The sequence below is a fragment of the Klebsiella sp. AqSCr genome, from assembly GCF_008452795.1.
Classification (GTDB): Bacteria; Pseudomonadota; Gammaproteobacteria; order Enterobacterales; family Enterobacteriaceae; genus Klebsiella; species Klebsiella pneumoniae.
Genome location: NZ_MJDM01000001.1, coordinates 40,296 through 65,247 on the forward strand (window position 1 = coordinate 40,296; position 24,952 = coordinate 65,247).

The 24,952-nt window shown below is 59.1% G+C and carries 25 protein-coding genes and 2 pseudogenes; 11 read left to right on the top strand and 16 right to left on the bottom strand.

Features of this window, described 5'->3' with window-relative positions:
- Positions 1-14 precede the first annotated feature (14 nt).
- The 11 genes and pseudogenes from hpaB to BHE81_RS27965 form a co-directional block, all read right to left on the bottom strand.
- Complete coding sequence (gene hpaB, locus BHE81_RS00195) at positions 15-1,577, bottom strand: 4-hydroxyphenylacetate 3-monooxygenase, oxygenase component (protein ID WP_002887473.1); 1,563 nt, start codon at positions 1,575-1,577, stop codon at positions 15-17.
- Positions 1,578-1,802: 225 nt separating this feature from the next.
- On the bottom strand, positions 1,803-2,693 hold the full coding sequence (gene hpaA / locus BHE81_RS00200) for a 4-hydroxyphenylacetate catabolism regulatory protein HpaA (protein ID WP_023302451.1): 891 nt from the start codon (positions 2,691-2,693) through the stop codon (positions 1,803-1,805).
- Positions 2,694-2,702: 9 nt separating this feature from the next.
- Entirely contained in the window at positions 2,703-4,061 is a 1,359-nt protein-coding gene (gene hpaX / locus BHE81_RS00205; protein WP_004222447.1) for a 4-hydroxyphenylacetate permease, read from the bottom strand.
- 21 nt (positions 4,062-4,082) lie between these two features.
- Positions 4,083-4,880 (bottom strand): 4-hydroxy-2-oxoheptanedioate aldolase, encoded by a 798-nt coding sequence (hpaI, locus tag BHE81_RS00210; RefSeq protein WP_023302452.1) that lies wholly within the window; start codon positions 4,878-4,880, stop codon positions 4,083-4,085.
- A gap of 10 nt (positions 4,881-4,890) precedes the next feature.
- The gene (gene hpaH, locus BHE81_RS00215; protein ID WP_002887487.1) at positions 4,891-5,694 is read right to left on the bottom strand and encodes a 2-oxo-hept-4-ene-1,7-dioate hydratase; all 804 of its coding nucleotides are present in this window, start codon (positions 5,692-5,694) and stop codon (positions 4,891-4,893) included.
- A 108-nt stretch (positions 5,695-5,802) separates the two neighbouring features.
- Entirely contained in the window at positions 5,803-6,183 is a 381-nt protein-coding gene (locus tag BHE81_RS00220) for a 5-carboxymethyl-2-hydroxymuconate Delta-isomerase (protein WP_004151392.1), read from the bottom strand.
- A gap of 9 nt (positions 6,184-6,192) precedes the next feature.
- Positions 6,193-7,050, bottom strand: a complete 858-nt coding sequence (gene hpaD / locus BHE81_RS00225; RefSeq protein ID WP_004178507.1) for a 3,4-dihydroxyphenylacetate 2,3-dioxygenase — start codon at positions 7,048-7,050, stop codon at positions 6,193-6,195.
- A gap of 1 nt (position 7,051) precedes the next feature.
- A complete protein-coding gene (gene hpaE / locus BHE81_RS00230) occupies positions 7,052-8,518 on the bottom strand; it encodes a 5-carboxymethyl-2-hydroxymuconate semialdehyde dehydrogenase (RefSeq protein ID WP_002887494.1) in 1,467 nt (488 codons plus the stop codon).
- Positions 8,515-9,279 carry a fumarylacetoacetate hydrolase family protein gene (locus tag BHE81_RS00235; protein ID WP_023343062.1) on the bottom strand — a complete coding sequence of 255 codons (765 nt, stop codon included), beginning with the start codon at positions 9,277-9,279 and terminating at the stop codon, positions 8,515-8,517. The genes hpaE and BHE81_RS00235 overlap by 4 nt, the downstream gene beginning before the upstream one ends.
- Positions 9,276-9,908: a fumarylacetoacetate hydrolase family protein gene (locus BHE81_RS00240; protein WP_023343063.1), complete on the bottom strand. Its 633-nt coding sequence runs from the start codon at positions 9,906-9,908 to the stop codon at positions 9,276-9,278. Before BHE81_RS00240 ends, BHE81_RS00235 begins: the two co-directional genes overlap by 4 nt.
- A gap of 57 nt (positions 9,909-9,965) precedes the next feature.
- Positions 9,966-10,130, bottom strand: a pseudogene (locus tag BHE81_RS27965) (hypothetical protein).
- Between the two features lie 64 nt (positions 10,131-10,194).
- On the opposite strand from BHE81_RS27965, the gene hpaR reads away from it, so the two are divergent.
- Positions 10,195-10,635 (top strand): homoprotocatechuate degradation operon regulator HpaR, encoded by a 441-nt coding sequence (gene hpaR, locus BHE81_RS00245; RefSeq protein WP_002887503.1) that lies wholly within the window; start codon positions 10,195-10,197, stop codon positions 10,633-10,635.
- A gap of 3 nt (positions 10,636-10,638) precedes the next feature.
- Here the strand turns inward: hpaR and BHE81_RS28520 are convergent.
- Positions 10,639-11,111 (bottom strand): annotated as a pseudogene (locus tag BHE81_RS28520) (hypothetical protein); the annotation flags it as partial.
- Positions 11,112-11,201: 90 nt separating this feature from the next.
- Here BHE81_RS28520 and BHE81_RS00260 point away from each other — a divergent pair.
- On the top strand, positions 11,202-12,218 hold the full coding sequence (locus tag BHE81_RS00260) for an Ldh family oxidoreductase (protein ID WP_032414121.1): 1,017 nt from the start codon (positions 11,202-11,204) through the stop codon (positions 12,216-12,218).
- Positions 12,219-12,336: 118 nt separating this feature from the next.
- Here BHE81_RS00260 and BHE81_RS00265 read toward each other — a convergent pair whose 3' ends face one another.
- Together BHE81_RS00265 and BHE81_RS00270 are read right to left on the bottom strand one after the other, a co-directional pair.
- Positions 12,337-13,557, bottom strand: a complete 1,221-nt coding sequence (locus BHE81_RS00265; protein WP_023343066.1) for an amino acid deaminase — start codon at positions 13,555-13,557, stop codon at positions 12,337-12,339.
- Positions 13,558-13,600: 43 nt separating this feature from the next.
- Positions 13,601-13,780 carry a hypothetical protein gene (locus BHE81_RS00270; protein WP_009485350.1) on the bottom strand — a complete coding sequence of 60 codons (180 nt, stop codon included), beginning with the start codon at positions 13,778-13,780 and terminating at the stop codon, positions 13,601-13,603.
- On the opposite strand from BHE81_RS00270, the gene BHE81_RS00275 reads away from it, so the two are divergent.
- The 5 genes from BHE81_RS00275 (at position 13,758) to BHE81_RS00295 (ending at position 18,741) form a co-directional block, all read left to right on the top strand.
- The gene (locus tag BHE81_RS00275) at positions 13,758-15,197 is read left to right on the top strand and encodes an N-acyl-D-amino-acid deacylase family protein (RefSeq protein ID WP_002887553.1); all 1,440 of its coding nucleotides are present in this window, start codon (positions 13,758-13,760) and stop codon (positions 15,195-15,197) included. The genes BHE81_RS00270 and BHE81_RS00275 overlap by 23 nt on opposite strands.
- Positions 15,198-15,207: 10 nt before the next feature.
- Positions 15,208-15,600 (top strand): RidA family protein, encoded by a 393-nt coding sequence (locus tag BHE81_RS00280; RefSeq protein WP_004177530.1) that lies wholly within the window; start codon positions 15,208-15,210, stop codon positions 15,598-15,600.
- 185 nt (positions 15,601-15,785) lie between these two features.
- Entirely contained in the window at positions 15,786-17,273 is a 1,488-nt protein-coding gene (locus BHE81_RS00285) for a sodium:solute symporter family protein (protein WP_004182852.1), read from the top strand.
- 9 nt (positions 17,274-17,282) lie between these two features.
- Complete coding sequence (locus BHE81_RS00290) at positions 17,283-18,155, top strand: 2-dehydro-3-deoxygalactonokinase (RefSeq protein ID WP_004177528.1); 873 nt, start codon at positions 17,283-17,285, stop codon at positions 18,153-18,155.
- A complete protein-coding gene (locus BHE81_RS00295) occupies positions 18,142-18,741 on the top strand; it encodes a 2-dehydro-3-deoxy-6-phosphogalactonate aldolase (RefSeq protein WP_004177527.1) in 600 nt (199 codons plus the stop codon). Before BHE81_RS00290 ends, BHE81_RS00295 begins: the two co-directional genes overlap by 14 nt.
- Here BHE81_RS00295 and BHE81_RS00300 read toward each other — a convergent pair.
- Both BHE81_RS00300 and BHE81_RS00305 read right to left on the bottom strand, forming a co-directional pair.
- Positions 18,738-19,601, bottom strand: coding sequence for a MurR/RpiR family transcriptional regulator (locus tag BHE81_RS00300; protein ID WP_004177525.1), 864 nt, complete (start codon positions 19,599-19,601; stop codon positions 18,738-18,740). The two genes, BHE81_RS00295 and BHE81_RS00300, sit on opposite strands and share 4 nt — an antisense overlap.
- Positions 19,602-19,670: 69 nt before the next feature.
- Positions 19,671-20,204 (bottom strand): GNAT family N-acetyltransferase, encoded by a 534-nt coding sequence (locus BHE81_RS00305; protein WP_002887560.1) that lies wholly within the window; start codon positions 20,202-20,204, stop codon positions 19,671-19,673.
- A gap of 32 nt (positions 20,205-20,236) precedes the next feature.
- Here BHE81_RS00305 and BHE81_RS00310 point away from each other — a divergent pair, with 32 nt between their 5' ends.
- The 4 genes from BHE81_RS00310 (at position 20,237) to BHE81_RS00325 (ending at position 24,941) form a co-directional block, all read left to right on the top strand.
- Positions 20,237-21,067 carry a GNAT family N-acetyltransferase gene (locus BHE81_RS00310; protein ID WP_004177523.1) on the top strand — a complete coding sequence of 277 codons (831 nt, stop codon included), beginning with the start codon at positions 20,237-20,239 and terminating at the stop codon, positions 21,065-21,067.
- A 100-nt stretch (positions 21,068-21,167) separates the two neighbouring features.
- Positions 21,168-23,933, top strand: a complete 2,766-nt coding sequence (locus BHE81_RS00315) for a sigma 54-interacting transcriptional regulator (RefSeq protein ID WP_023343067.1) — start codon at positions 21,168-21,170, stop codon at positions 23,931-23,933.
- A gap of 100 nt (positions 23,934-24,033) precedes the next feature.
- Positions 24,034-24,456, top strand: a complete 423-nt coding sequence (locus BHE81_RS00320; RefSeq protein WP_004177518.1) for a PTS sugar transporter subunit IIA — start codon at positions 24,034-24,036, stop codon at positions 24,454-24,456.
- Between the two features lie 14 nt (positions 24,457-24,470).
- On the top strand, positions 24,471-24,941 hold the full coding sequence (locus BHE81_RS00325; protein ID WP_004177515.1) for a PTS sugar transporter subunit IIB: 471 nt from the start codon (positions 24,471-24,473) through the stop codon (positions 24,939-24,941).
- Positions 24,942-24,952: the final 11 nt, after the last annotated feature.

The window sequence follows — 24,952 nt, forward strand, 5'->3', positions numbered from 1 at the left end:
CCTCCCGCTGTGAATTACTTCAGCAGCTTATCCAACATGTTGATATCAGCGTTATTGTGCAGATGCGGCACCGTCCAGCCGTTCTGGTCGTACTCGGACAGGCAGCGGTCGACCATCGCCATCATTTTGTCCATATTGCCGGAGCTCTGCGCCTGGCGCAGACACTGCAGGCGAATTTCATCCTGGCTACCGGAGTAGTTGATCTCATACAGTTCATGGCGGCCGCCGAATTCGCTGCCGATGGCGTCCCACATCAGTTTGAGGATCTTGATACGTTCAACGTGATCCATACCGTTGGAGCCGCGCACGTACTTCGCCAGATACTGGTCGATCTGCGGGTTGTTCAGATCGCGGGCGCTGGACGGCAGATAAATCAGGCCGCTGGTGACGTTACGCTCGATGATGTTCTTGATCTTGGCGTAGGCCATCGGGGCCATCACGCGATAGGTCTGCAGCGCGGCGTGATCCGGCAGCCATGCGCCGTTGACCCACGGCGTCGCTTCCGAGCACATGGAATCGCTTAACGCCCAGAACATGTTGCGCCACGCCACCACTTCGCCAAGGTCGGCCTGCACGCCGCGGAATTCGAGGGTGCCGGTACATTCCAGAGAGCGCTTCAGCAGGGCGGTGATAAAGTCCAGTTTTACCGCCAGGCGCACGCAGGCCTGCAGGGGATACATGCGGGCGAAACCACCTTCCATGGTCCAGCGGCGGCAGCGGTCAAAGTCGCGATAAATCAGTACGTTCTCCCAGGGGATCAGCACCTTATCCATTACCAGAATCGCGTCGTTCTCGTCGAAACGGCTGGAAAGCGGATAGTCGTACGGCGATCCGGTCGCGCCGGCGACCATCTCATAGGAGGCGCGGGAGATAAGCTTGACGCCTTCGGCATCCATCGGCGCGACGAACATCAGCGCGAAGTCCGGGTTCTCGCCCATCACCTGTGCGGAGCCGAAGCCGATCATGTTGTAGTGGGTCAGCGCCGAGTTGGTGGCGACCACTTTCGCGCCGCTGACGATGATCCCGGCATCGGTCTCTTTTTCCAGCTTGATGTAGACATCCTTCACTTCATCAGCTGGCTTGTGGCGGTCAATCGGCGGGTTGACGATAGCGTGGTTAAAGTACAGGCCGGTTTCCTGAATGCGGGTGTACCAGTTGCGGGCGTTCTGCTCGAACTGGCCGTAAAACGCCGGGTTGGCGCCCAGCGCGCAGCCGAAGGCGGCTTTGTAGTCCGGGGTGCGGCCCATCCAGCCGTAGCTTAAGCGCGACCACTCGGCGATGGCGTCGCGCTGCTGGCGCAGGTCGTCGGCGCTTTTCGCCACGCGGAAGAATTTATGGGTGTAGCCGCCGCTGCCGGTATCGGTGCCCCAGCACAGGGAATCCTGCATCTCCGGTTTGTGCAGCGCATCGTACAGCTGCGCGACAGAAGCCGCGGCGTTACGGAAGGCCGGGTGGGTGGTGACATCCTTCACGCGCTCGCCGTAGATATAAATTTCGCGGCCATCCTGCAGGCTTTTTAAATACTCTTCGCCAGTTAACGGGCGTTTCGCGTCGGCGCGGAAATCTTCAGGTTTCATAGGGGCCTCTTCAGTATTTATCGGAAAAATAATGTTAAATATATGCTTTGTTTTTGTTGTTTAATTGAAGCGGTTATTGCGCTTGCCGTGAAGGGACGTTTGCGACAACGGCGGGTACTTTTCAGGCGGGATTAAATTTTGTGATCTCGGCAGCTTTTGGCGGGTGGCGCGGCGCTGACCCGTCCTGTGGACTGTAGCCCAGGCAAGCGCAGCGCCGCCGGGGTATTACGACACCGGTACTTTTTGCGCCCGGTAGCTGCTGGGCGAGCAGCCGACCTGGCGGCTAAAAAAGCGCGCAAAATAGGCGGGGTCTTTAAACCCCAGCTGCCAGGCAATCTCATTCACCGCGCTATCGGAGAACAGCAGCAGCCGCTTTGCCTCGCGTAGCTGGCGGTCGAATATCAGCCGCTTCGGCGAACGGTTGGCGAAGCGGCGGCAGATATCGGTCAGCCGCGATTCGGTCAGATGCAGCTCCCTGGCGTAATCCGGTACCGTCCAGTGCTGATGGTAGTGGCTGTCGATCATCTGGTTAAAGCGCTGGAATAACTTCAGCTCGCCGCGCATCCCGCTGGCGGCATGATCGTCGAGCCTGGCGTTGCGCAGCAGCAGGGTAAATACCGCCTGCGCCAGCAGCGCCAGGGTGTGTTCCCGCCCGGGCAACTGGGCGGTGGACTCGCGGCGGATCAGCTGCCAGTAGTGGGCCAGCGCCGCCAGCTCGTCGGATTTATCTGCCAGCGACAGACAGATCCCCGGCAGGCCGAAGGTCTCCCGTGTACCGGGATAGAGCACCTCCAGCAGCGGCCAGATCAGCTCCTCATGGACCGTCAACACATGACCATCGCTATCGGACTCGGTAATAAAGGCGTGCGGCACCGAGGGCGGCGTTAACACAAACAGCGGCGCCTGCACCGAATAGCGATGGTCATCAAGCTGCAGCTCAATCTGCCCGGTATCAAGGTAGTGCATCTGGAAATAGCGGTCGTGACGATGCGCCTGCATGTCGCGGCCAAAAAAGGCCGCCATGCGGGAGAACGACTGGTAGTGCACCTCTTCGGTGCCCAGACTCTCGTCGTAATCTTTATTGATGTCGATGTTGGCGATTGGATGCTGGCACATACCCGCTCCTTAGTGGCCTTTTTGCGCCGCTAAGCCCGGTGCGGCGGCGGCGTCCTCGCGCTGGCTCATCGGAATGCGGGTGAGCACCAGCGCGCCGACGATCAGCAGCCCGGCGACAAACCACAGCCCGGAGCTAAAGCTGCCGGTGGTATCGCGTAATATGCCGATCAACAGCGGGCTGACGGCAGAGCCGACGTTGCCGATGGCATTGATCACCGCCAGCGCTACCGCACGCGATTGCAGGCTGATCACCCGATCCGGGGTGGTCCAGAAAATGGCCATCGCGGTAAAGGATCCCACCGAAGCCATAATAATGCCGATCAGTTGGATCAGGCTGTGGTGCGTTGCCGAAGCCAGCAGCCAACCCGCCGCGGCGAACAGGTAGGGCAGGATGGTATGCATCTTGCGCTCTTTGCGCCGGTCGGAGCGGCGGCTCCACCAGATCATACCGAAAATGGTGCAGAACTGCGGGATCGCCGCCAGCAGGCCAATCATGATATTGCTGCTGCCGGTGTTAAAGCTCTGCAGGATCTGCGGCGTCCAGATATTAATGGCGCTGAGGGTATTGGTCAGGCAGAAGTAGGCGAGGGTATACATCAGCACCGCTGGCGTCAGTACTTCGCGCAGCGTGGAGCGCGGCGAAGCCGGGACGATCGCCGCATGTTCCCGTTCGCGATCGATCATCGCCTTCAGCGCCTGTTTCTCTTCGTTATCCAGCCAGTTGGCTTTATCCGGCGTGTCGTTGAGGAAGAACCAGGTGACGACGCCGAGCACCACCGACGGCAGGCCTTCCAGCAGAAACAGCCACTGCCAGCCTTTCAGGTTCCACAGGCCGTCGAGCGCCAGGATATAGCCGGAAAGTATCGAGCCGAGCATCATGGTCACCGGCATGGCGATCATAAACAGGGCGTTGGCGCGGGCGCGATGGTAGGCCGGGAACCACCAGGTCAGATAGACGAGGATCCCCGGTAGAAAACCGGCCTCGGCGATGCCGACCAGCATGCGCAGGATGTACAGCGTATGCGGGTTGGTGGCGAACATGGTGCAGGTCGAGGCGATCCCCCAGACCACCATGATCCCGGCGATCCAGCGGCGCGCGCCAACTTTCGCCAGCATGATATTGCTGGGGATCCCGCACAGCACGTAGGTGACGTAGAACAGCGTCGCCGCCAGGCCGAACATGGTGGAGGTCAGGCCGAGATCTTTACCCATCGTCAGACCGGCGAAGCCGATATTAATTCGATCCAAAAATGAGAAAACAAAGAGAACAAACAGGAAGGTAATCAGGCGGCGGAACAGCTTTTTGATCACCCGGTTTTCTACTTCAACGGCTTTATTATCATTGTGTTGCAGGGTAGAGGTAGTCATGTTGCGCTCCACATTATCCGTTCAATAGACGGATTTATTGTTATCGGTTGTGGTGGTTGCGGTGTGGGTAAAACGGGCCGCCAGCGCTTCTGCGCCGCGGGCCAGCAGGGTGGTATCGACGCCGACGGCGACGAACAGCGCGCCCAGTTCGAGATAGCGTTTCGCCAGCTGTTCATTGGCCATCAGGATCCCCGGCGCCTTGCCGGCCTGACGGATTTGCTGGATGGCATCTTCAATGGCGGCCTGCACTTCCGGGTGCTGCGGATTGCCGCCGTGGCCCATATCAGCGCTGAGATCCGCCGGGCCGATAAACACGCCGTCCACCCCTTCGACATCGAGGATCTGCGGCAGATTTTTCAGCGCTTCGCGGGTCTCAATCTGTACCAGGACGCACATGGCGTCATTGGCCTGGTGGATATAATCCGGGACGCGATTCCAGCGTGAGGCGCGGGCCAGCGCGCTGCCGACGCCGCGGATGCCGGCAGGCGGGTAGCGGGTGGCTCTGACCGCCAGCCGCGCTTCTTCGGCGTTCTGCACCATCGGCACCAGCAGGGTTTGCACGCCGACGTCCAGCAGTTGTTTAATTTGTACCGGATCGTTCCACGACGGACGCACCACCGGCTGGCTGGGGTAGGGCGCAATGGCCTGCAGCTGGGTCAGCACCGTTGGTACATTGTTGGGCGCGTGTTCGCCGTCGATCAGCAGCCAGTCGAAGCCCGCGCCGGCCAGCAGTTCGGCGCTGTAGCTGCTGCACAGCCCAAGCCACAGGCCGATTTGCGGACGGCCCGCTTTTAAGGCGTCTTTAAAGGCATTATTCATGGTGTTTCTCCTAGACAAACCGGCAGCTGATGGCGCCCATGTTGCCGTAGTCGACGTGGAAGGTATCGCCCTTGCGCGCCGGGACCGGGCGGGTGAACGAGCCGCCGAGGATAATCTGCCCGGCTTCGAGCTGGACATCGTACGGCGCCAGCTTGTTGGCCAGCCAGGCCACGCCGTTGGCCGGATGATTGAGTACGCCCGCGGCGACGCCGGTCTCTTCAATTACGCCGTTGCGATACAGCAGGGCGGAGATCCAGCGCAGGTCGAGCTCGTCCGGTTTAATCGGCCGGCCGCCGAGGATCACCCCGGCGTTGGCGGCGTTGTCGGAGATGGTGTCGAACACTTTGCGTGGACGCTGGGTTTCCGGGTCGATGTTGTGGCAGCGTGCGTCGATAAGCTCCAGCGCCGGGATAACGTAGTCGGTGGCGTTGTAGACATCAAACAGCGTGCAGTTCGGGCCGCGCAGCGGTTTGGCCAGCACGAAGGCCAGCTCGACTTCGATACGCGGAACGATAAAGCGGTCGGTGGGAATATCGCTGCCGTCGTGGAAGAACATATCGTCGAGCAGCGCGCCGTAGTCCGGCTCGCTGATCTGCGAACTGGCCTGCATCGCTTTAGAGGTCAGGCCGATCTTGTGGCCTTTGAGCACGCGGCCTTCGGCGATCTTCATCTCGACCCACTCGCGCTGGACGGCGTAGGCGTCCTCAATGGTGATCGACGGATAATCCAGCGAGATCGCGCGGATCTGTTCACGCTGCTTTTCGGCCTGGTTCAGCCGCTGGGCAATCAGGGTACGGGTCTGTTTATCGAGCATAGTGATTCCTGTGGCATTGTATTGCCGGATGGCGCTTCGCTTATCCGGCCTACAAATTCATGGCCGTTGTAGGCCCGGTAAGCGCAGCGCCACCGGGCAATTTGCACATTATTTAAATAACGCGTGCACGTTGTTTTGTTTGTAGTTCAGCGTCGGGTCGAGCTCTTCCATGGCGAACGACAGCGCCAGATAGCGGCTCTCCATTAGCGTCGCGAAGTGGGATTTGATCAGCGCGAACAGCATATCTCCCACGTCCTGACGGCTCTCCAGGCTGCGCCCGGCGCCGATCTTCAGGGTCATATGCACGAAGGCGTAATCCTGCCTGCCGTCGGCCATCTGCCAGGTATCCAGCCAGTGGGCGCGGCTGCGGATCCCGCCGATCGGAAAGATGCCGGTGGCGGCCAGCGCCTCGTTGACTTTGGCGAACAGCCCAGGCAGATCGGCCTGCTCGCGGATGTTGTCGGTACATTCGGCGATAAAATGCGGCATGGGGCCCCCTTACGCCTGCGCTGGCAACGGGAACACGGCGTTAACCTGGCCGGTACCGGAGCTGGCGAATAGCTCGGTGATAAACTCCACCTTGCCGTCGTATTTATCCCAACCCAGCAGGCCGAGCAGCATCACCGTGTCGTGCATGTTGCCTTCGCCGTAGCAGTAGTCGGCATACTCCGGCAGCATGGTGCAGAACTCTTTGAATTTGCCCTCGCGCCATAGCTTCACCACCCGCTCATCCATTTGATGGTCAAATTCGCGGGTGTAGCTGTTCATCCCCTCTTCGGCGCGCTGGTCGTCGATAAAGCGGTGCGACAGCGAACCGCTGGCCAGCACCGCCACGGTGCCGTCATATTTGTCGATGGCCTTGAGGATGGCCTCGCCCAGCTTGCGGCTGTCGGCAAAATCGTGAACGGTACAGAAGGCGGAAATGGATACCACTTTGAAATGCTTATCGCTATTCATGTAGCGCATCGGCACCAGGGTGCCGTACTCCAGCTTCAGGCTGGGAATATTGTGCGCTTTGGCACGCACCCCGAGCTTCACCGCCTCGTCGGCGATAAGCTGGCCCAGCTCCGGGTTGCCGTCGTAGTCGTAGGTCATGTCGCGAATAAAATGCGGCAGTTCGTTACTGGTGTAGACGCCCTGAAAATGGTCGGCGCAGTTGATGTGGTAGGCGCTGTTGACCAGCCAGTGGGTATCAAACACGATAATGGTATCGACGCCCATTTCACGGCAGCGCTTGCCAATTTCTTTATGCCCGTCGATCGCGCCCTGACGGCAGCCGTGGTTTTTCCCCGGCAGCTCAGACAGATACATCGACGGCACGTGAGTGATTTTTGCTGCTAACGCTAACTTACCCATATCAGACTCCCCATTTCGGGATCGGATGGTCGCCCATCGAGATGCAGACGTTTTTCATTTCGGCGAACACTTCAAAGCTGTACTCGCCGCCTTCGCGGCCGGTGCCGGAGGCCTTCACGCCGCCGAACGGCTGACGCAGGTCGCGCACGTTCTGGGTGTTGACGAACACCATCCCGGCTTCAATACCGCGCGCCAGACGCAGCACTTTGCTGACGTCCTGGGTCCAGATATACGACGCCAGGCCGTATTCCACATCGTTCGCCAGGCGCAGCCCTTCCGCTTCGTCTTTGAACGGCAGCAGGCAGGCGACCGGGCCAAAAATTTCTTCCTGGGCGACGCGCATACGGTTGTCGACATCCGCCAGCACCGTCGGGCGCAGGAAGTTGCCGGCTTTCAGATGCGCCGGCAGGTCGGACGGTTTATCCGCGCCGCCGGCCAGCAGGGTGGCCCCCTCTTCGATGCCGAGGCGAATGTAGCCGGACACTTTCTCCCAGTGCTGCTGGCTAATCAGCGCGCCGACCTGGGTGTTCGGATCGGTCGGATCGCCTACGCGCAGGCGATTGGCGCGCTCGGCGAAGCGTTTAACGAACTCGGGGTAGATACTCTGCTGAATAAAGATGCGCGAGCCGGCGGTGCAGCGTTCGCCGTTGATCGAGAAGATGGTGAACAGCGCGGCGTCAAGCGCGCGCTCGATATCGGCATCTTCAAAAATCAGCACCGGCGATTTTCCGCCCAGCTCCATGGAGTACTTTTTCAGACCGGCGTTTTTCATGATGTTGCGGCCGGTGGCGGTGCCGCCGGTGAAGGAGACGGCGCGCACATCATGATGGCGCACCAGCGCGTCGCCGGCGGTGGCGCCGTAGCCCTGCACCACATTGAGTACGCCAGCCGGGATCCCGGCTTCCAGCGCCAGCTCGCCCAGACGATCGGCGGTCAGCGGCGACAGTTCGGACATTTTCAGCACCGCGGTATTCCCCAGCGCCAGGCACGGCGCCACCTTCCAGGTGGCGGTCATAAACGGCACGTTCCACGGCGACACCAGCGCGCAGACGCCAACCGGCTGCACGAGGGTGTAGTTGAGCATCTTGTCGTCGACCGGATAGGTCTTGCCGTTCATCTGCTGACATACTTCGGCGAAAAATTCGAAATTGTGTGAGGCGCGCGGGATCAACACGTTTTTGGTCTGGTGGATCGGCAGGCCGGTATCGGCGGTTTCCATCGCCGCGATCTCCGGGACGTTCTGATCGATCAGATCCCCCAGGCGGCGCATCAGGCGCGCGCGCTCTTTCATCGGCAGGTTAGCCCACTTCGGGAAGGCCTCTTTCGCCGCCGCCACCGCCTGGTTTATTTCGGCTTCACCGCCGGAGGCGACTTCCGCCAGTACCTCGCCGGTGGCCGGGTTGGTGGTATGAAAATAGTCTGCGCCGGCAACGTTTTTACCGTTGATCCAATGGTTAATCTTTTTCATGACAGTGTCTCCTCATACGCTTGCTGGCTGATGATATGGTTGACCAGGCGGCCCACGCCCTCGACTTCAACGATCACCTCGTCGCCCGGTACCACGTCGGATAGCCCTTTCGGCGTGCCGGTGGCGATCATGTCGCCCGGTTGCAGGGTCATAAATTCGCTTAAATAAGCGATGAGGAACGGGATGCTGAAGATCAGATCGGCGGTGGTGCCCTGCTGGCGCAGTTCGCCGTTGACCCAGGTGCGTAGGGCCAGATTATGCGGATCCGGGATCGCCTCTTTGGCGACGATCCACGGGCCGATCGGCGTCAGGGTGTCGCGGCTTTTCACCCGCAGGTTCGGGCGGTAGTAGTTTTCCAGATAGTCGCGGATCGCGTAGTCGTTGCACAGGGTATAGCCAGCGACATAGTCCATGGCCTCGGCTTCGCTGACGCGGCGCGCGGTTTTCCCGATCACCACCACCAGTTCGGCTTCGTAGTGCATGTATTCGACGTTATCCGGGCGTACCGACTGCTGCTGGTGGCCAATAAAAGTGTTTGGCGCTTTGATAAACACCAACGGCTCAGTTGGCGGTTTAAATTCCAGCTCGCTGGCGTGGTCGGCGTAATTCAGCCCCAGCGCGAACAGCGTGCCGTTGGCGGGCGGCAGCCAGCGGAATTCACCTTCTTTTAATACCGTGCCATCGTCCAGGCGCACCTGGTCGCGTTCATTGACCAGCACGTCGCGTACCTGTCCTTGCCATTCAATGCGTGCCTGTTTCATGCCAGCTCTCCTTCTGCGACAACCGGGTTTTCGAGCGCCGGGAAACCGTCGGCGAGAATACGTACCCGGTCGCCGGGGCGCAGCGTGACGCGGGAGTGGGGCGTGCCGATAAGGATCGCGTCGCCGGGATTGAGGGTGGCGAATTCGCTCAAGGCGCTCAGCAGCTGCGCGGCATTACGCTGCAGATCGCCGGTATGCCAGCTATCCGCCTCGCGGCCGTTGATTTCGGTGATGATGGTCAGATCGTCGACGTTGCGTACCGCCGATAGCGTGCCGATGGGGCAGAAGCCATCGCGGCACTTGGCTTTGATCGCCGGGCGATAAAAACTCTCTTCCGGCAGACTCACATCGTTAGCCAGCGCGTAGCCAGCGATATAGTTCGCCGCCTCTTCCGCCGCCACTTTACGCGCGGTTTTGCCGACAATCAGCGCCACCGTTGCGCCGCTTTGTACGGTCTCGCCCTGCGGATACGGGATCGCTTCGCCATCGCCAATTACGGTATTGCGCGGCTTGATAAACCAGACCGCGGTTTTCGGCGGCGTCTTGTAGGGGGCCTGTTGAAACGCCTCGCGCCAGGCGTCGAGCTGGTTGCGATGATTGAGCGCAACGGCGAAGATGGTACCTTTCATTCACCACTCCTCTGGGACAGATTTCGGTTCAAAGGGATTTCATTAATATGTTAATGATCATCTTTTATTCTTTGCGCGCCGGTTTGGCAAATAGAAGTGAATGTTTTGTGATCGGATTAACACAATATTTACATAACAATTACTTATTTGTTATAAATCAATAGATTGAATATTTTTCAGGAAAAGACTGGTACTTTTCAGGTGCAGAAACCGGTTGTACATGGCAGGATTAACGCTAATTATTAAGTTATTAATAAGTTTTTGGTGAGGCTGTTGAGGGGATACTATGCATGATTCATTAACCATTGCCTTGTTGCAGGCGCGTGAAGCGGCGATGGCCTACTTTCGACCGATCGTCAAACGACACAATCTCACCGAACAGCAGTGGCGGATCGTGCGAATTCTCGCCGAACGTCCATCGATGGACTTTCACGATCTGGCCTTTCGCGCCTGTATCCTGCGCCCCAGTCTGACCGGTATTTTGACGCGTATGGAGCGGGATGGGCTGGTGCTGCGCTTAAAGCCAGTTAACGATCAGCGCAAGCTGTACGTCTCGCTGACGCCTGCCGGAACTGCGCTGTACGAAAGCGCCCAGGCGGAGGTGGAAGAGACCTATCGCCTGCTGGAGGCCCAGTTCACCACGGAAAAGCTGCAGCAACTGACCTCCCTGCTGGAGGAGTTTATTGCGCTTGGCGTCCCTGCCGGGCGCGGTGATGAAGAAGAGTAGCGGTTACGGCTCGGCGCTCAGCCTGGCGAGGGCAATAAGCGTTTCCGCGCGGGCGGGGGACAGCGGCTCTCTCGGCTGCGGCAGCGGCCAGCCATACAGCCAGCGGGCGCTGGGTCAGTTTGGCCTGCAGCCAGTCGTCGGCGGCAGCCACGTCGCCGCAGCGCACATCCTCGCAGCGGCACAGCAGGCTCTCCGGCGTCGCCGCGTTTTTCAAAGATTCCGCCAGCCGGAAGGCGCGGTTTATGGCGTCGGCGAAGTGCTGCCAGCGCCGGGAGCGGCGCTTGCTCAATGATATTCGTCACGTCGCCTCCGGCCTGGTTCATCGTATCCGCCACCGCCTGCAGGCCGCCCGCGCTGCAGCAGAGGATCAGTTTCTGCCAGTAAACCACGCCGCCGCCGTCGGCGGTTTCAAACAGCACGCTGTGCGCGGAGGGGCGGGCAATCAGCCGCGCGTCGTTCACCTCCCGGATGGCGGCGATGTCGTTGGGGATTTACTACTGGGGCGCGCGCAGCTGCCTGCCGCAGGCTAACTTTAGCGGAGACGAAGAAGAGTAAAGGAGAACAGTATGGAGTCGGTAACTCTATCGTTACCTGAAGCTTATGACCTGGCGCTGGAGGTACTCAGCGCCAATGGATTTAGCGCCGACCACGCGGCGGCGATTGCCCGCAATGTGACCGCCGGGGAGCGCGACGGCTGCGCTTCCCACGGCCTGTGGCGGCTGTTGGGCATTGTCGATACCCTGCGCAAAGGTAAGGTATCGCCCGATGCCGAGCCGCAGATCCATGACCAGGCGCCGGGGATTGCGCGGGCGGACGCCGGGGGCGCTTTTTCACTGCTGGCCTACGAGCGCGCGCTGCCGCTGCTGCTGGAGAAGGCGCGCCACAATGGCATTGCGGCGCTGGCAATCAATCGCTGCGTTCATTTTTCCGCGCTGTTTGCCGATATTGAGCCGTTGACCGAGGCAGGGCTGGTAGGGCTGGCCTGTACGCCAAGCCACGCCTGGGTCGCCCCGGCGGGCGGCACACGTCCGCTGTTCGGCACCAACCCCATCGCCTTCGGCTGGCCGCGGCAGGATAAGCCGCCGTTTATTGTTGATATGGCGACCAGCGCCGCGGCGCGCGGCGAGATCCAGCTGCATCAGCGCGCCGGCAAAGCGCTACCGGAAGGCTGGGGAATCGACAGTCAGGGACAGCCAACGACCGATGCCGCAGAGGTGCTGAACGGCGCGATGTTGACTTTCGGCGGCCATAAGGGCTCGGCGCTGGCGGCAATGGTTGAGCTGTTGGCCGGGCCGCTTATCGGCGATATGACCAGCGCCGAATCGCTGGCGTGGGATAACGGCGCGGGCGGTCTCCCCTACGGCGGCGAGCTGATTCTGGCGCTGGATCCGCAGCGTTTTCTCGGCGCGCAGGCACCAGAGCAGCTGGCGCGCGCCGAAACGCTGTTCATGGGTATGCAGGAACAAGGGGCGCGTCTACCGGGCGAGCGGCGTTTTGCCTGCCGCCAGCAGAGTGAACGGCAGGGGGTCATTATCAGTCGTTCATTGCATGATGAGATTTGCGCCTTGCGCCGGGGCGGGTAAGGCGCGAAGCGCCGCTACCCGATACATCCCCCGGCTCGCGCTACGCTTAGCCGGGCTACCGAACGTCGCGGGTTGTGTAGCCCGGGTAAGGCGCGAAGCGCCGCTATCCGGATGCCTGTCAAAACAGCGTGTCGAGCTCGTCCAGCACGTTGTAGTCGTCATCGACCAGCAGCAACGTCTTCCACTTATCAAAGGTCAGACACGGGTGCGAGGTGCCGAACAGCAGAATATCGCCGACCTGCACATCGCTGCCCGGCGCCAGGCGCAGCATACAGTGCTGATCCATGATGCCGGTGCTGACGATCGACTCCGCGCGCAGCGCTAACTCCTGGCCGTTACGATAATGGGCGATCGGCTGCGGCAGCCCGGCGTCGAAAGCGCAGTCGCGCTTGCCGAAGTTTACCACCGCGCGATCCGCCTCCGGCACCGATTGCACCATCGCCATCAGCTCCAGCGCTGATGTAAGATCGCCGGCGAGATCGCAGGCAATCGGATCGCGGGCGATCAGCTCTTGTTGGGCGAGATCGTAGATCCCGCGATCGTGGGTGATATAACAGCCAGGGCGGATGACGATACGGCAGCGACGCGGTTTTGCCGCCGCCAGCCAGATGTTGCATACCACGTCATACCAGACGGTGCCTGCGCCGGTGAGAATAAATTCGCCGTCAACCAGCGGCTCCATGCGGCAGGCAAGCGCCGCGGCCTGCTGTAGCAGCGCTTCCACCTGCGGCTGCGGATCGTCGCCGTGCAGCACCCCTTCATACAATTCCAGTCCGCGTAGCCGTAGCCCCGGCAGGTCGCTTACCCGCTGCGCCAGCGCCAGCGCGTCATCAACGCTACGACAGCCGCAGCGCCCGCCGGGCACGCCAAGTTCAATCAGTACATCCAGCGTTTGTCCCTGGTCTGCGAAGAATGCGGAGAGGGCGCGCACGTTGACCTCGCTATCGACGCAGCAGATAAAATCCACCGCCCGATAGTGGGCTTTTAGCTGCGCGACCACCTGCATATTGGCTTTGCCGACCAGCTGATTAACCATCAGGACGCGTTGGATGCCGCTGGCCATTGCCGCGCTAGCCTGCCAGGCGCTGCCCACGCCGATCCCCCACGCCCCCGCTCGCTGCTGCGCCTGAAATATCCATGGCGTCATTGTCGTTTTACCATGCGGCGCCAGCGATACGCCGCGGGCGTCGGCGTAGCGCTGCATCCATGAAATATTATTTTCCAGCGCCGACTTTTTTAGCAGCGCGGCGGGTAGACAGACCTCTTCCGCCAGCAGATTAGCCGGCGCGGACATGAGGGCGGATTTGTGCGGGATGATCGGTGCTGAATGGTATTTCATAACACTATCCTTTCAGGGTTTATAATCGGTTAGTCGCTGGGTATCATTTATAACTATTTGATAAATATATTTTTAATATAAAAATGTTATTCGTTTTGAATAAAAGTATCACAAAACGATCTGAGTTTTGCGTAGTTTTCCACTGTTTTTTGCGCTTGTAAATGGTTAACTTATCGGCATGTCGAAAGGGAGTAATTGCTATGAAAGTTGACTGGCTTTTCAAAAACGTCACGGTGATCGACGGGAGCGGCGGGCCGCAATACCGTGCTGATGTGGCGGTGAAGGGCGATCGAATTATGGCTATCGCCCCGGCGCTGGACGTTGCGGCGGAGCAGGTGATTGATGGCCAGGGGCGGGTACTGGCGCCGGGCTTTATTGATGTGCATACCCATGATGATATCAACGTGATCCGCATGCCGGAGTACTTGCCGAAGCTCAGCCAGGGGGTGACGACGGTGATCGTCGGCAACTGCGGGATCAGTGCGGCGACCGCCACCATGCGGGGGGAAGTGCCGGACCCGATGAATCTCCTCGGCGAGCAGCAACACTTTATCTATCCCACCGTGGAGGCTTATGCCCATGCGGTGGAGGCGGCGCGACCGTCGCTGAATGTCGGCACGTTAATCGGTCACACCGCGCTGCGTAATAACCATATGGACGATCTGTTTCGTCCGGCGAACGAGACGGAAATCGCCGGCATGCGCGTACAGCTACGCGATGCGCTGCGCCAGGGAGCATTAGGGCTCAGTACCGGGCTGGCCTACGCCAGCGCCTTCCAGTCGACCACCGAGGAGGTGATGGCGCTGGCGGAAGAGCTGGCGGCCGGGAAGGGCGTCTATACCACCCATTTACGTTCAGAGTTTGAGCCGATTCTCGAGGCGCTGGACGAAGCCTTCCGTATTGGTCGCCACGGCAACGTGCCGGTGGTGGTTTCGCACCACAAGTGCGCCGGGGCGAAAAACTGGGGGCGTACCAAAGAGACGCTGGCCTTTTTCGATGAGATGCGCCAGCAGCAGGATATCGCCTGCGACTGTTATCCCTACTCCGCCAGCTCGTCGACGCTGGATATGAAGCAGGTGACCGACGAGTTTGATATCGTGATCACCTGGTCCGAAGCGCAGCCGGAGCAGGCGGGGAAAACGCTGCAGCAGATCGCCGATGAGTGGCAGGTGAGCCTGCACGACGCCGCGGCGCGGCTGATGCCGGCGGGCGCTATTTATCACAACATGGATGAGCAGGACGTACGGCGGGTGATGCGCTATCCGGTCACCATGATTGGCTCTGACGGGCTGCCGAACGATCCGATGCCGCATCCGCGCCTGTGGGGCGCCTTCCCGCGGGTGCTCGGCCACTATAGCCGCGACGAGCAGCTATTCCCGCTGACTACCGCGGTACACAAGATGACCGGGCTGTCGGCGGCGCGCTTCCAGCTGGCGGATCGCGGGCTGGTGAAAATTGGCTACTTTGCCGACCTGGTGCTGTTTGACCCGCAGACGGTGCGCGATGTCGCCAGTTTCTCCGACCCGAAACGACCGGCGGACGGCATTGAGGCGGTGATGGTCAACGGCGTGATGAGCTACGGCAGTGATAAGAAAATTACCGGACGGGCAGGGCGTTTCCTGCGTCGTCGGATGGACTAAGGAGTTGAGTATGAGTATCAAGCGTTATGGCGTAGAAGGCGGTACCGGTACCGGCGGGCAGCACCTGCCGTTCGCGCGGGCGGTGGAAGCGGGAGGCTGGCTGTACGTTTCCGGCCAGACGCCGATGAAGGACGGGGAAGTGGTGGAAGGCGGGATTGTCGACCAGTCGCGTCTGGCGATTCAGAACTGCGTAGATATCATGACCGAAGCGGGCTACACCCTGGCCGACGTGGTGCATGTTAAAGTGATCCTCACCGATGCGCGCTATTTTCAGTCGTTCAATAAGGTATTTCGCGAGTTCTTTGGCGACAACCCGCCTGCCCGCATCTGCTGCGTAGCGGACCTGGTGGTGGATTGTAAAGTCGAAGTGGATGTGACCTGTTTTAACGCTGCGCGACAATAACGCTCGAAACCTAAAATAAATCCCTCCCTTTGCGGGAGGGAGCATCAAAAAAGTGTGATATCGGCACCAGAGTGAATAAATAAATCGGTGCCACTGGGTTCGCTATGCCTTTTTTCAGGCATGGTTCCTGTTAACTCATAATATTCAGCGGCACGAATATTATTTATTACGTCTGGATGTGAGCCATGAATAATATGTCATTTATGATTTGGTTTTCCGTTTATGCCTGCGCGATGATTACCTTAGGCTGGTACGTTTCGCGCAAACAGAAAACCGGCGAAGACTTTTTACTTGGCGGTCGTTCGCTGCCGATGATCCTCACTCTCGGTTCGACGGTCGGCACCATGGTGGGGACCGGCTCCAGCGTCGGCGCCGTCGGCTTTGGCTACAGCAACGGCTGGGCCGGGATGCTTTACGGCCTCGGCGGCGCGGTGGGGATCCTGCTGGTGGCATGGTTATTCGCACCGGTACGTAAACTTCGCTTCATGACCATGAGTGAAGAAATGTCGTATTACACCGGCGGCAGTAAAATTATTAAAAACCTCGTCGCGATACTTATTTTTATTGCCTCTATCGGCTGGCTGGGGGCGCATATATTAGGCGGCGGATTATATCTGGCGTGGGCCAGCGGCATTGATATTAATGTCGCGAAAATTATTATCGCGCTGGCTTTTGTGGTTTATGTCGGTATCGGCGGCTATTCCGCGGTGGTGTGGATCGATACCATTCAATCGATCGTGCTGTTCGTGGGCTTTATTTTAATGGCGATACTGGCGGTTCATCACGTTGGCGGCTGGAGCCATATTCAGCAGGCCGTCGATCCGGCGGCGCAAAGCCTGTTCGCGGTCGATAAATTAGGCGTGCTGCCGGCGCTATCATTGGCGATGGTGATCGGCGTCGGCGTGCTGGCGACGCCTTCTTATCGCCAGCGTATTTACTCAGCGAAGACCGTCTCTTCGGTACGCCACTCTTTCACGATTACCGGCCTGCTGTATCTGGGATTCTCCTTCCTGCCGGCGATCATCGGTATGGCGGTATGGACCATGAACCCGCAGTTGGAGAACAGCGGCTTCGCCTTCTTGTTTGCCACCCAGGTGCTGCCGCCGGTGCTGGCGATGGCGATCCTGATTGCCGGCATGTCGGCCAATATGTCTTCCGGCAGCTCTGATGCCATCGCCGCGGTGTCCATTATGCTGCGCGACCTCTACACCCTGGTGACCGGCCATATGCCCGCGCCGGAGAAAGCGATTCGCCTGTCGCGGATCTTCCTGGTTCTGGTGATTGCGCTGGCGCTGCTGTTTGCCCTGACCTCCAACGACATCATCAGCTACATCACCAAAATGATCTCGATGATTATGTCCGGGATGTTTATCTGCACCATGCTTGGCCGTTTCTGGACACGCTTTAACTGGCAGGGCGCGGTCGCCGCGCTGGCCGGCGGCGCCGGGGCATCGGTTGCGGTGCTGGTGGATAGCGACTGGCTGGCGTTCTGGGGCAACCCGTGTATTCCGGCGGTGCTGACGAGCCTGGTGGCCTCGGTTGTGGTGACGTTACTGACCCCGGCCAGCAGCATGAGCCGCGAGCAGGCGCTGGAGATGATTACCCGCGAGCGTGAAAGCCGCCCAACGCCGCCGCCGCTGCCGATTGGCAAACGTCATACCTCACGCGGGTAAGGGGCAATCATGAACGAGTATATTGCCGTCGATTGGGGCTCCACCCAGCTGCGGGCATGGCGGATGCGTGATGGCGAATGCATCGACAAGCTGAAACTGCCCTGCGGCGTCACGCGTCTGAACGGGCAGCGCGCCGAAGCGGTATTTCAGCAGCAGCTGGCGCCGTGGCGCGGCGACCCCGCGCTGCCGGTGGTGATGGCGGGCATGATCGGCAGCGATGCCGGTTGGCAACCGGTGCCTTATCTGGCCTGCCCGCTGGCGCTGGAGGCACTCAACGGTCAGTTATATGAGGTGGCGGAAAAAGTGTGGATCGTGCCGGGGCTGAAAGTGGCGCAGGCTGCAGATTACGACGTAATGCGCGGTGAAGAAACGCAGCTGCTGGGCGCCTGGCAACTGATGCCCGCGGAGTGTTACGTGATGCCCGGCACCCACTGCAAATGGGTGCAGGTGCAAAACGGCGTGGTGCGCCAGTTCGCCACGGCGATGACCGGCGAACTGCATCACCTGCTGCTTAACCATTCGCTGCTCGGCCAGCAACTGCCTGCGCAGTTGCCGGATGAAGCCGCTTTCGCCCTCGGTATAGAAAAAGGGTTAAATCAGCCGGCGTTATTGTCCGGGCTTTTTAGCGCCCGCGCCGCGCGGGTGTTAGGCGCGCTGGCGGCGACTTCGGTGAGCGATTATCTCTCCGGGCTGTTGATTGGCGCGGAGGTGGCGACATTCAGCGAACGCTATCGCGCCAGCCGCGTGGTGCTGGTTGGTGAGCACTCGCTCAACGCCCGTTATCAGCAGGCGATGGCGGCGCGTGGGTTAGCCGTTTCCTGTTGCTCCGGCGAGGCGGCGTTTCTTTCGGGTATAGCGAGGATGATTGATGGACAAGATTAAGCTGGTGGCGATTTTACGCGGCATTCAACCCGCTGAGGCGGCAGATCATATTGAGACGCTAATAAATGCAGGCTTTCGCTATATCGAAATCCCGCTCAATTCGCCGGACTGGCAGCAAAGTATTCCGGCGATGGTGCGTCAGTTTGGCGAGCGGGCGATGATTGGCGCGGGAACGGTGCTGAAGGTTGAACAGGTTGATTTTCTCGCTGAAGCTGGGGCGAAACTTATCGTGACGCCCAATACGGCCCCGGCGGTGATCCGCCGCGCGGTAGATAAGGGGATGCTGGTGTGCGCCGGCTGCGCGACGGCCTCCGAGGCGTTTAGCGCGCAGGATGCCGGGGCGCAATGGCTGAAAATCTTTCCGTCATCAGCATTCGGCGCGGACTATATTCGCGCGCTGAAAGCGGTGTTGCCGCCGGAGGTTCCGGTGCTGGCGGTCGGCGGCGTGACGCCGGAAAGTCTGGCGACCTGGATACAGGCGGGGTGCGCCGGTGCCGGTCTGGGCAGCGATCTTTATCGCGCCGGACAGGCCGTGGAACGTACCCGCGAGCAGGCGGAGAGGTTTATCTCCGCCAGTAAAAGTTAGTCCCCCAGCGGCTGCCGATCGACGCCGCCGCGGTGGCTGTCGAGCGCCAGCTTAATACGGCGTAATTTGCCTTTTGCCTGGGTTTTGTTGGCCATCGCCAGTTCGGTGGCCAGCACATCGACCATCGCCAGCATCGCGTAACGGGAAGTGCTGGGCTTAAAGATATAGTCGTTTTCCCGTACCAGCAGCGGTAGCACCAGATCCGCCTGTTCAGCCAGCGGCGTTCCGGCGGGGGTAATCGCAATAACCTTCGCGCCGTACTGGCTGGCAATCGCCGCGCTCTCGATGATTTCCCGGGTATAGCCGCCCAGAGACAGCACGATCACCACATCCTGCGGCGTCACCGCCGAGCTCATCATGCGTACCAGCAGACCATCGCTCTGGCTGACTACCGGCAGACCGAGGCGAAACAGGCGATACTGAATTTCCTGAGCGCAGATGGTCGAACCGCCGCCCATCCCCAGGGCGAGGATCTGCCGCGCATCGCTCAGCCAGCTCACCGCGCGCTTCAGCGCCTCGATATCCAGCGCCCGCCGGTTGGTCTCCAGTACGCTGATGATTGACTCATAGATCCCCTGGACGCCTTCGAGATCCGGAACATCGAGGATAAACCGCTGGCCGACCGCAAGAGATTGCGCAAGCTTCATCTTCAGCTCGCGGACGTCTTTACAGCCGAGCGCCCGGGCAAAACGGGTGACCGAAGCCTGGCTGGTTTGCGTCAGACGCGCTATCTCGGCGATGGGCAGCTCCGCCGCCGCCGCGACATCATCGAGAATAAACTGCGCAATGCGTTTTTCGGTCGCCGTGAGTTCCACAAAGCGATCGGTTATGCAGGAAATAATATCGATTGACCAGGACATACGGTAACAACGGGTAAGTTTTGAATGGTACTTTGTACCATATTGCGCCGCTGAAATCAGTGCTGAAGTCTACAACGCCAGGCGCATGGCGCAGCGCGACTCGGGCGGCAGGCCGTGCCGGGTCTCCTGTTCCCTTTTTGCCGCCAGCCCGGCGGGCAGGGTCAGCTCATCGAGCATGGCGAATCCCAGACGGGTATAAAACGGCGCATTCCACGGCACCTCGCGGAAGGTGGTGAGGGTTACCGCCGGGTAGCCCATCTGCCGTGCGCTCTCGATAACCCGCTCCAGCAGCATCCGGCCGATGCCCTGTTGCTGCCAGGCCTGGTGGACGGCGACTTCGACGATAAATAACGCATCGTCGAGCGGTTCGGTCAGAATAAAGCCAACGGGTTGCCCGGCGGCTACCGCCAGCAGGCTATGCTCCGTTTCCAGATAATCATGATGGCGCGCAACGCTAATCACCTCGCTGTCCGCCAGCCAGGCGAGAGAAGGGATCTGGCGAAATGCCTGGGCGGCAGAACGTTCAATGGCGGGCAGAAGGGCGATATCGCTCTCCTGAGTCAGGCGTAATACGGCACCGGCAGTTATAGTGTTAGTTTTCATCACCTCAGCATAGCAGCCTTCGGGAGAAAAGTATGGAGCTGACCGCCGTTCCCGCCACGCAGTTCAGCAGCGTGCAGTTAACGGATATTCTCAACGCCTGTTTTGAAGCCTACCTGGTGCCTGTTACCCAGTCGGTAGAGGGATTTGTTCAGCGTTTTAGCGCCGAGGGGATGAGCCTGGTCGATTCCCGCGTCTGGCTGGCCGGAGATGAACCGGCGGCGATCGCGATCGTCGCGCGCCGGGGGAGTGCCGCTCGCCTGGCGGCCTTTGCCCTGCGCCCGGCCTGGCGCGGCAAAGGCCTGGGCCGGAAACTGATGCAGGAGCTGCTGATGCTTTTGCAACAGCAGGGGATCGAGACGGTATTCCTGGAGGTGATCCGCGATAACCATGCGGCCGTCGCGCTGTATCAGTCGCTGGGCTTTACGCGACGCTATGGGCTCTGCGGCTACCTGAGTACAGAACTTCTGCCCCCGGTGCCGGGCGTATTGCAGCTTTATCCCACCCTGTCCCTGCTTCGGCGCGCCATTGAGGAGAGTAACAGCCAGCTTCCCTGGCTGCTGGATCCGCTTACCTTCGCCACTCTGCCATGTCAGGTCGTGACGCTGGAACAGCGCGCCTTCGCTGTTCTAACGACGGCGGGCTCGCGCCCTGTACTGTCGTTTTTGTGGGTGGAGCCCTCCGCCCGCCGCCAGGGGCTGGCGCGTGAGCTGCTGATGGCACTGGCGCAGCAGTTCCCGGGCATTGGTACTTCGGTGACGGTCCCGGAAACTTTTACGCCGCTGTTTGCCGCGGCCGGCTATACGCCGCTCTCGCTGCAGCAGTATGAAATGACGATGGATCTGGCCGACGCGAAGTCGGCTTAGCCAGGAGTGTGCGCTGGACCGCAAAAAAACAGCACGGGCCGTCGATAAGCCTCTCTTTTCCCGCATCATATCCCTTCGTAATGGCGAAGAGGGGGATGCGATGCGTAAAACGGAACTGTTGGCTTTTTTGCAAAATCAGACCGATTTTTTCGATCCGGATAACCTGAGCGAGGTCTTTACCGCCAGCTGGCTGGCCCGGCGTTTCGCGATGCAAAGAAATACCGCCAGCCATTATCTCAATCAGCTGGTCGCTCAGGACGTGCTGGTGAAAATCAACACCCGGCCGGTCTATTTTCTGCATAAAAAAGCCTTTTGCCAGCAGTTCTACCCGCTTTCCCGCAGTGAGTATGCCAGCATGGCGGAGTTACTCGCGGAGAGCGACCGCCAGCCGGAGCAGGCGGACCATTTTTCGTTGCTGACCGGGCATGACGGCAGCCTGCGTAAACCGATTGAGCAGATGAAAACCGCGCTGTTTTATCCTAACGGCGGGCTACCGCTGCTGATCACCGGCGACAGCGGGACCGGCAAAAGCTATATGGCTGAGCTGATGCATGAGTTCGCCATCGCCCAGGGGCTGCTGGCGCCCGATGCCCCCTTTGTGAGCTTTAACTGCGCGCAGTATGCGAGTAATCCGGAGCTGCTGGCCGCCAACCTGTTTGGCTACGTCAAAGGCGCGTTTACCGGTGCGCAGAGCGATAAAGCGGGGGCGTTTGAGGCGGCAAACGGCGGGATGCTGTTTCTCGATGAGGTCCATCGCCTGGATGCTCAGGGACAGGAGAAGCTGTTCACCTGGCTGGATCGTAAGGAGATCTACCGGGTGGGGGAGACCGCGCAAGGCTTGCCGATTTCGCTGCGGTTGGTGTTTGCCACCACCGAAGATATTCACAGCACTTTTCTCACCACCTTCCTGCGCCGAATTCCGATCCTGGTTAGCTTGCCCGATCTTCAACACCGTAGCCGCGAGGAGAAGGAGGCGCTAACGCTACAGTTTTTCTGGCAGGAGGCGCGCACGCTTGCCGCCCGGCTGCAACTAACGCCGCGACTGTTGCAGGTCCTGACGCAGTATGTTTATCGGGGCAACGTCGGCGAGCTGAAGAATGTGGTGAAGTACGCCGTGGCGTCAGCCTGGGCCAGGTCTCCGGGCCGCGAAATGTTGACCGTGACGCTGCACGATCTGCCGGAAAATGTCATGGCCGCGACGCCAGCGCTCAGCGAAGCGATGGGCCAGCAGGAGCCGCTGCTTATCGAGCCGCAGACCAGCCTGGTCTGGCTGCTGCGCGCGCGCGACCCGGTACAGGGGCTGATCTATGACGTTCAGTGTCGGGTTCTGGCGCAGTATGAAGCGGTGCTGAATAAAAAAACGGTCTGGGAAGAGGCGCAAAGGAGCATGGGGGAAGAGATTGAAACCCTCTTCGATCGGCTGATCTTTGATAATCATGACTCCAGTAGCTCGCAGATGCTGCTGCTGATCGCTCATCAGGTTCGGGAGGAGTATTATCGCCTGGAAAAGCGCTTCAATATCCAGTTTAACGGCAACTGCCTCTACGCGCTGAGCCACTACCTGATCCACCGATCCCGACAGCCGCAGTCCACGATAAACAATGAAAAAGCCCGCCAGCTGGAGGACTTCCTGGTACAGAAGTTTCCGCTGCTGTATCGCTTTTGCGAAGCGATCCTCGGTGCGTTGACGCTGAAGCTGGATATTGAACCCCAGCGTATCGACCTGCTGCTGTTAGTGCTGTGGTTCCACAAGAATGGCGCCATCAGCCAGCAGCAGGTGACCCGGGCGATAATTCTCGCTCACGGTTACGCTACCGCCAGCAGCATCGCCAACGTGGCGAACCGCTTGCTGAAAAGCCAGCTCTTTGAGTCATTCGATATGCCGCTGGACGTGACGCCGGAGGCTATCGCTAACCAGGTGATGGCCTACATAGAGAGCCATGCCCTGGCATCAGGATTGATAATCCTGGTCGACATGGGATCGCTGAACGCCATTCACCGCCATTTTAATCGTCGCCTGAGTACGCCGATGGCGATCATCAACAATGTCTCCACCGGTATGGCGATGTACGTCGGGGAGCGCATTTTGCAGGGCGTTATGCTGGAAGATATCGTCCGCGAGATCGGCGATGACCTTGCGATTGAGCACCAGCTCTATTACCCGCAAACCGATAAGCCGCGGGCGATTTTAACCACCTGCGCGACCGGTCTGGGCGCGGCGGCGAATCTGTCGGCGCTGTTAAAAGCCAGCATTCCTGAAGCGCTTGGCATTGATATTGTGGCCTGCGATGTGGAGACCCTTGCCGATCCCGCGCGACGGGAGCCGATGCTAAGCCGCTATGAGGTGCTGGCGATCGTCGGCACCCTGGATCCGCATCTTGCCGATCTACCATGGATCTCGCTGGATTCGCTGATCTCTGGCGAAGGGAGTCGTCCGCTGATGCGCATTTTTGGCGAACTGGCGACGGCGGAGCAGGTCAGCGAGATCAACAACCTGATCCTGAAAAACTTTTCGCTGCGCCGGGTGATCGAGTCGGTGACGATCCTCGATACGGCTAAGGTGATCAACCAGGTTGAGCAGTTTTTGCTGCGCTATGAGCATCTGGCCGGGCGCGATGTACCTAACGATCGTAAGGTCGCGCTGTATGTGCATATAAGCTGTTTGATAGAGCGATTAATTCGTCACGCTTCCCCAGCCCAATACACTGGAGGGCAGTGTCCGGATCGCGAGCTGGCTACGCTACGCGAGGCCTTTAGTGTCATAGAGAGCGGGTATAGTGTCAAAATTCCCGTTGTAGAGCTCTGCTACATTCACGATATCCTGACGCGGGAAACGGAATTTATTCAGGAAGATCAAGACTTTTAACACATCTCTTCTTTTTTATCCTTACGTTAGCCGACGCGCCACTGTTTCTGGCACGTCGGTTGCAATTAAGAAAGCAGTGGAATGCGCTTTCGAGGTAAGGATGAAACGACACTATATTTTTGCCAGCCATGGCAGCTTTGCTAACGGTTTGTTGAACTCCGTGGAACTGATCCTCGGTAAACAACCCGATATACATACCTTGTGTGCCTACGTGGAAGAAGAGGTCGATCTGACGCAGCAGGTGGAAGCGCTAGTGGCGCGTTTCCCGGCGCAGGATGAGCTGATCGTAATTACGGATATTTTTGCCGGTAGCGTGAATAACGAGTTTGTTCGTTTTTTATCTCGCCCACATTTCCATTTATTATCCGGTTTAAATCTGCCGTTAATTATTGACTTGCTGATTTCCGCAGCGGAAGACGATACCGAAAAATTAATTACCGAGGCATTAACAAACGCCAAAGAGAGCATTCAGTACTGCAATCAAACGATTGCCAGCGCGATGACTATGGATAAAGACTTCTGAAATGAGGAAGCATGATGATTACATTATTAAGGGTAGACCATCGATTACTTCACGGCCAGGTGGCCTTTTCCTGGACCCAATATGTCGGCGCCGATTGTATTTTAATCGCCAACGATAGCGTCCCTGGTGATGAGCTGCGGAAAACCACCATTAAGCTTGCCAAACCGCCCTCGGTGAAGCTGGTGATTAAAAATGTAAATGATTCTATTGAGGCAATAAAAAGCGGGGTTACCGATAAATATAATTTATTTATTGTTGTGGAGTCGGTTAATGACGCCTGGCGTATTGCCAGCGCCATCGACGAAATAAAAAGCATAAATCTTGGCGGAATAAAGGCTAAAGAGGGCAGTAAAAATATCTCTAAGGCGATTAATTTACTGCCGACAGAAATAGAACAGCTACAACAACTGGTGGGCAAGGGCGTCGAAGTGGAGATTCGCCAGGTCCCGAACGATCGCAAACAGCTTTTTGCGGAATGCGTGTAATTCCGGAGGAC

Bases quoted from the DNA above. Each gene is read 5' to 3' on its own strand.
- BHE81_RS00325 (WP_004177515.1), top strand. From the start codon at position 24,471: ATGATTACATTATTAAGGGTAGACCATCGATTACTTCACGGCCAGGTG.
- hpaB (WP_002887473.1), bottom strand. From the start codon at position 1,577: ATGAAACCTGAAGATTTCCGCGCCGACGCGAAACGCCCGTTAACTGGC.
- hpaH (WP_002887487.1), bottom strand. From the start codon at position 5,694: ATGCTCGATAAACAGACCCGTACCCTGATTGCCCAGCGGCTGAACCAG.
- BHE81_RS00300 (WP_004177525.1), bottom strand. From the start codon at position 19,601: ATGTCCTGGTCAATCGATATTATTTCCTGCATAACCGATCGCTTTGTG.
- hpaR (WP_002887503.1), top strand. From the start codon at position 10,195: ATGCATGATTCATTAACCATTGCCTTGTTGCAGGCGCGTGAAGCGGCG.
- BHE81_RS00315 (WP_023343067.1), top strand. From the start codon at position 21,168: ATGCGTAAAACGGAACTGTTGGCTTTTTTGCAAAATCAGACCGATTTT.
- BHE81_RS00295 (WP_004177527.1), top strand. From the start codon at position 18,142: ATGGACAAGATTAAGCTGGTGGCGATTTTACGCGGCATTCAACCCGCT.
- BHE81_RS00320 (WP_004177518.1), top strand. From the start codon at position 24,034: ATGAAACGACACTATATTTTTGCCAGCCATGGCAGCTTTGCTAACGGT.
- BHE81_RS00220 (WP_004151392.1), bottom strand. From the start codon at position 6,183: ATGCCGCATTTTATCGCCGAATGTACCGACAACATCCGCGAGCAGGCC.
- hpaA (WP_023302451.1), bottom strand. From the start codon at position 2,693: ATGTGCCAGCATCCAATCGCCAACATCGACATCAATAAAGATTACGAC.
- hpaX (WP_004222447.1), bottom strand. From the start codon at position 4,061: ATGACTACCTCTACCCTGCAACACAATGATAATAAAGCCGTTGAAGTA.
- hpaD (WP_004178507.1), bottom strand. From the start codon at position 7,050: ATGGGTAAGTTAGCGTTAGCAGCAAAAATCACTCACGTGCCGTCGATG.
- BHE81_RS00290 (WP_004177528.1), top strand. From the start codon at position 17,283: ATGAACGAGTATATTGCCGTCGATTGGGGCTCCACCCAGCTGCGGGCA.
- BHE81_RS00235 (WP_023343062.1), bottom strand. From the start codon at position 9,279: ATGAAACAGGCACGCATTGAATGGCAAGGACAGGTACGCGACGTGCTG.
- BHE81_RS00265 (WP_023343066.1), bottom strand. From the start codon at position 13,557: ATGAAATACCATTCAGCACCGATCATCCCGCACAAATCCGCCCTCATG.
- BHE81_RS00275 (WP_002887553.1), top strand. From the start codon at position 13,758: ATGAAAGTTGACTGGCTTTTCAAAAACGTCACGGTGATCGACGGGAGC.
- BHE81_RS00240 (WP_023343063.1), bottom strand. From the start codon at position 9,908: ATGAAAGGTACCATCTTCGCCGTTGCGCTCAATCATCGCAACCAGCTC.
- BHE81_RS00285 (WP_004182852.1), top strand. From the start codon at position 15,786: ATGAATAATATGTCATTTATGATTTGGTTTTCCGTTTATGCCTGCGCG.
- BHE81_RS00310 (WP_004177523.1), top strand. From the start codon at position 20,237: ATGGAGCTGACCGCCGTTCCCGCCACGCAGTTCAGCAGCGTGCAGTTA.
- BHE81_RS00305 (WP_002887560.1), bottom strand. From the start codon at position 20,204: ATGAAAACTAACACTATAACTGCCGGTGCCGTATTACGCCTGACTCAG.
- hpaI (WP_023302452.1), bottom strand. From the start codon at position 4,880: ATGAATAATGCCTTTAAAGACGCCTTAAAAGCGGGCCGTCCGCAAATC.
- BHE81_RS00280 (WP_004177530.1), top strand. From the start codon at position 15,208: ATGAGTATCAAGCGTTATGGCGTAGAAGGCGGTACCGGTACCGGCGGG.
- BHE81_RS00260 (WP_032414121.1), top strand. From the start codon at position 11,202: ATGGAGTCGGTAACTCTATCGTTACCTGAAGCTTATGACCTGGCGCTG.
- hpaE (WP_002887494.1), bottom strand. From the start codon at position 8,518: ATGAAAAAGATTAACCATTGGATCAACGGTAAAAACGTTGCCGGCGCA.